Source organism: Candidatus Hakubella thermalkaliphila, assembly GCF_013281975.1.
GTDB classification, from domain to species: Bacteria; Actinomycetota; Humimicrobiia; order Hakubellales; family Hakubellaceae; genus Hakubella; species Hakubella thermalkaliphila.
On record NZ_BLRZ01000204.1, the window covers coordinates 1 to 1,972 of the forward strand.

The 1,972-nt window shown below is 48.4% G+C and carries 1 protein-coding gene; it reads right to left on the reverse strand.

All coding sequences use genetic code 11. The annotated features are described in order from the left end of the window. Positions 1 to 240 precede the first annotated feature (240 nt). On the reverse strand, positions 241 to 1,972 hold a 1,732-nt coding region (locus tag HW443_RS10870), incomplete at its 5' end, for a spermine/spermidine synthase domain-containing protein (RefSeq protein WP_176231297.1).

Below are 1,972 nucleotides of genomic sequence, written 5' to 3' on the forward strand. Positions count from 1 at the left end.
GGTGAGACCTTAATCAAGCGGGTTCATTTTAGCGTGCTAGCCAACCATATAGAAGATGGGAAGTGTAAGTTTTGTGGGTACCAAATCCCTGGGGTATGGGCATAACCTAATGTTCAGCCATCCACCTCCCCGGTTTGGGTGGGAGATAATTTTGCAGTCAGCAAATCCTGGGGGTTCAGGCATACCATAAGATTAGGCCACTAAAGCCCAGGGATTTGGGAGTGAGATAGGCCAGGTTCTTCAGGCACCTTTAGTTTGCTTTCTGGGACAAGCAGTCGCTGTAATAAGCACGACGAGGCTGGCTATTTTGAACATAGCTATTACCAGACAGGTCTTTGAAATTCCTAAAATTGGAATGAGAAAAACGCTGGTAAGAACAGCGCCCACAATTGCTCCGCATAGGTCAGAGGCATAAAGGGTGCCAGCGACTCGACCAACACCACTCTTGCTCCCCAGATAGATCTTATTGGCCAGGGGAAACTCTAATCCGACCAAAAAGCCTGCTCCCCAGTTTAGCAGTGACAAGGGCACCTCCGCGGGTATAAAAGGGGGTAGCTTGTCCAGGTGAGCAAAAAGCAATATTAAGATGAGGGGAAGCAAAAAGGCATAGCCACTAATGGCCAGCTCTATCTTACCCAAAGCGAGGATGTCCCTTCTCAGCTTGTTCATTATGTGATTCATGCTCAGGCCTCCAAAAGCTAGCCCCAACATAAAAGCAGCCACCAGGATGCCTATTTTTTGATAGAGATATCCATGTAGCGTCTGAAAGGCAAGGAACGAGATAAGACTAAAGGTCATCCCGGCAAAGCCGGTGGTCATTATTGCCAGCACAACAGGCAAAAGCATGGGTCTTGAAGACACTCTTCGCCAGTTGATGGAAATGGGCACGGTTAGCAGCAGACCAACAGGAATAAGAAACCACCACAATTGCATCCTTGAGATCCAGTTGAAAAATCCCCTTGAGCCCGGATAGAACATCACATTCCACAGAGCAAGATTATGGTAAGTGCCTATTGGCCGAAGGTCCTGGTTAGTTTCGACCGGCTCGCCAGCCCGAAGGGGGGCCAACAAGCGTTCTATCCTTTCTGGGGAAAGCTTGTACTGGATATAAGGGACGGTCAAAAGACGTGTCGCCAGGTCCCTATCTTGAAATCGATAGTAGATTGTCTCCAGGGCATTGGTGAGCGCTGCCGGATCAGCAGAGGCCAGAAAAATGCTCCGTTCACCAGGAATTATTGATACACCAGGGAATACTTTCTTAACGGTTTCATAGATGCACCTATTGTGGCTTATCATCTCCTGACTCACGTAGGTCTCTGACCAGGGGAGCCCAAAGGACAATATCCCTCCGGGGCTTAGTATGTTATGAACCTTCCTGAAAAATTCCTGGGTGTAAGCCCTATTCAACTGGAGAGTGGAGGGAGGAGAGAGATTCACTATTATAACATCGTACTTCTCCTGAGTATGGCTGACAAATAGCCTGCCATCGGTAAGTTCAATCCTCAGCCTTGGGTCATCCAAAGCCCTGGTAAGCGAATGTTCTCGGGCTACCTGGATTATGATCGGGTCAAGCTCTACATAGACCACCTTAGTTACGGGGTGCTTAAGGATTTCATTTAGAACCCCGCCCACACCACCACCGATTAAGAGGACCCTTTGCGGCGAAGGGTGATAGAGCAGGGGGAAATGGGTCACCTCCTCAATAAAGGCTATGTCTGGATCAGGCGCAGTGAACATGAGGAGACCGCTGACATAAAAATTGGATTGACCATCACTTTGGGTAACAGCGATATTGCCGTAAACTGAATCTTGATGGTGGACTAGATTGTAACCTGTCCACTGCCACCCTCGAGAGACTTCATGTAAGCTATCAATGGTTCCAGAGGCGACGGAGTAAATGCCCAAGGCCAAAGCTACGATGACCATAGAAGAAACCAGAAATTCAAGTGCAACATCCTTTCCAGTTCTCCAG